This window comes from Dietzia sp. Cai40, assembly GCF_014145165.1.
GTDB lineage: Bacteria > Actinomycetota > Actinomycetes > Mycobacteriales > Mycobacteriaceae > Dietzia > Dietzia natronolimnaea.
This window is the reverse complement of sequence record NZ_JAALEB010000173.1, coordinates 1-2583: the sequence shown is the minus strand read 5'-3', so window position 1 is coordinate 2583 and position 2583 is coordinate 1. Positions and strand designations below refer to the sequence as shown.

Annotated in this window: 2 protein-coding genes and 1 pseudogene; all 3 read right to left on the bottom strand. The window is 68.9% G+C overall.

What is annotated here, in order from left to right:
- Positions 1–193 precede the first annotated feature (193 nt).
- On the bottom strand, positions 194–1360 hold the full coding sequence (locus G6022_RS07535; RefSeq protein ID WP_182616642.1) for an alpha/beta hydrolase family protein: 1167 nt from the start codon (positions 1358–1360) through the stop codon (positions 194–196).
- A gap of 76 nt (positions 1361–1436) precedes the next feature.
- A complete protein-coding gene (locus G6022_RS07530; RefSeq protein ID WP_346034869.1) occupies positions 1437–1934 on the bottom strand; it encodes a glutathione peroxidase in 498 nt (165 codons plus the stop codon).
- A gap of 91 nt (positions 1935–2025) precedes the next feature.
- Positions 2026–2583 (bottom strand): annotated as a pseudogene (locus G6022_RS07525) (MFS transporter); the annotation flags it as partial.

Here is a 2583-nt window from a genome sequence, read left to right as displayed (position 1 = left end):
CCCGCTGCCCGCGTGAGCCCGGCCCGGGCCCGGGGGCCGGGGCGCGACAGCGAGCGGGCCCGGGCCAACGAAAAGAGCGTTCCGCACACATCGCCCGAGAAGGGGGTGCGCGGAACGGTCTTATCGATGACGGGAGCGAGCGCGAGGGCGCCGGGGCGAGCATGGGGCGATCGCGAGGGCGCTGGGGCGGGGGTCAGTCCTCGAGAGCGGGCTTGATGTGCTCCCAGCCGGCCTCGAAGTTCTTGAGGAAGTTCGGCCAGTTGTGCAGCCCCGTGTCGGAGTAGTCCACCCGGTGGTCGACGTTCGCGCGGTCGAGCGCCCTCTCGAAGGCCTCGGTGCCCTCGCGCACGCCCTTCTCCAGGACCAGTCCGATGAGCAGGTTCTGGACGTCCGCGCCGCCGCCGTACTCCTGCAGGTCCTCCGGGCCGATCTCACCACTGCCGGACGAGAAGTAGACGGCCTTGCCCCGCAGTCCCTCCGGGTGAGAGATGGTGTCGTTCTCCGCCCAGCGCCCGCTTCGGTGCGGACCCCACATGTTGTCCACCTGGCCACCGCGGGTCTCCACGCTGAGCCGGACGGTCTGGTAACCGAGCGCGTCCATCGTGGAGTAGTAGCCGCTGAAGGACATCACGGCGTCGTAGAGCCCGGGGTGCGTGGCGGCCAGGTGCATGGCCGCCTGGCCGCCCATCGAGATCCCCCCGATCCCGTTCCTGCCGCTCGTCTCGAGCTGCTCGGCCACGACGCCCGGCAGCTCCTCGGTGAGGAAGGTCTCCCACTTGTTGTTGCCCAGGACCGGGTCCGGCTGCTCCCAGTCGGTGTAGTACGAGGCGAACGCGCCGGCAGGATTGACCACGTGCACGTCCTCGTCCGCGAGCCGATCCGCGATCTGGCCCTGGTGGTTCCACCCGGTGCTGCTCACCGGGGCGCCGACGCCGTCGAGCATGTAGAGCACCGGAGCGGCGCCCTCACCCCGGGACGGGACCACCTCGACGGTGATCTCGCGCTGCATCGATTCCGAGGCGACGATCCAGTACTGATACTCCCCCCGCGTGCGCTCGACTCCCCGGAACTCGGTCTCGGTGATGCTCGGATCGACCGGGGAGGGCGTCCCGATGGGGGCAGAGGATCCCTCACCGAGCGGGATGTCCGCGGAGCCCACCGACCCGAGCGAACCGGCGGTCGAGCCCAGAGGGACGGAACCCACGGCCTCGATGATGGTCTCCAGATCGTCCGGCCCCAACGTGGTCGGGTCGATGCTGCCGAGCTGCGCTCCGGCCGGGGCGACCGAACCGAGGGTCAGGGCGAGGGCCAGCGCGCCGGCGGTGGCGGTGGCGGCGAATCGGGGCATTCCGACAGACATACGGCTCCAGAGTTCTCAGTGATGACTTAATAACCTTAGCCGCAGCAACTTGAATCGGCCCACTCACCGCACGGCCTCACGACTCCCGCAACGCCTCCTCGACGGCCTTGCGCAGGTCCTCAGGCTTACGGTTGGGGCCGAACCGACCCACCACGGTGCCGTCACGCCCGATGAGGAACTTGGTGAAGTTCCACGAGATCCGACCGCCCAGCAGACCGGATTCCTGCGACTTGAGCCAGCGGTACAGCGGGTGGGTGCCCGATCCGTTGACCTCGATCTTGGAGAACAGCGGGAACTCCACCCCGAAGTTGCGCTCACAGAACGACCCGATCTCCTCGTCGGTGCCCGGCTCCTGGTGCGCGAACTGGTCACACGGGAAGCCCAACACCACGAAGCCCTGGTCGCGGTACTCCTCGTACAGCTTCTGCAACCCCTTGTACTGGGGGGTGAACCCGCATTTGCTGGCGGTGTTGACCACCAAGACGACCTGACCGGCGTAGTCGGCCAGATCCTTCTCGCTGCCATCGAGCAGGCCTGCTCGGAAATCCGTGAGGGTGACATTGTCATCGGGCACGGCGCGTCTCCTCGTCGTCGTCATGACCGGCGGGCTTCACCCGCCGTCCGTCCCGAGGCTTCCACACTCCGGGGCGCTCACGCACCCGGCATCACCGGGCCGCCGACGCCTCGGGCATTCTCAGCGCCGACACCGCACCGATCAACCCCAGGATCGCCAGGAAGACCAGCGCCCACTCGACCCCCGCCAGCGCGATGACCGAACTGATGCCGCCCACCACGAGCAGGATGATCCCCATGGCCGAGTTGGAGACCGCGACGTAGGTCGTCCGCAGGTCGCCCTCGGCCACGTCCACGACATAGGTCTTGCGCCCCACGCGGACCCCGGAGTGCAACAGCGTGAGCAGGAAGTATCCGCCCACGAAGAACACGGTCCCCAGCGCGGACGAGCCGTCGACGCCGGGGAGCGAGACGGCCACCACGAAACCCAGCGCCACGATCGAGGCGGCGGCGGCCGCCCACGCCATGAGCCGACGACTGGACCGGTCGGCGAGCCGGCCGAAGATCCGCCCCCCGACGAGTGAGGCGATCCCGGAGGCGAGGATGAACCCGCCGAGCCCGGCCAGTGCCCCGGTGCCCGCCGCGACGGACATCGACACGATGAACGGCGGACTCAGCGACGACACGAGGATCAGGCCACGCACGGTGAC

Coding starts and splice junctions, on each gene's coding strand:
- G6022_RS07535 (WP_182616642.1), bottom strand. CDS start 1,360: ATGTCTGTCGGAATGCCCCGATTCGCCGCCACCGCCACCGCCGGCGCG.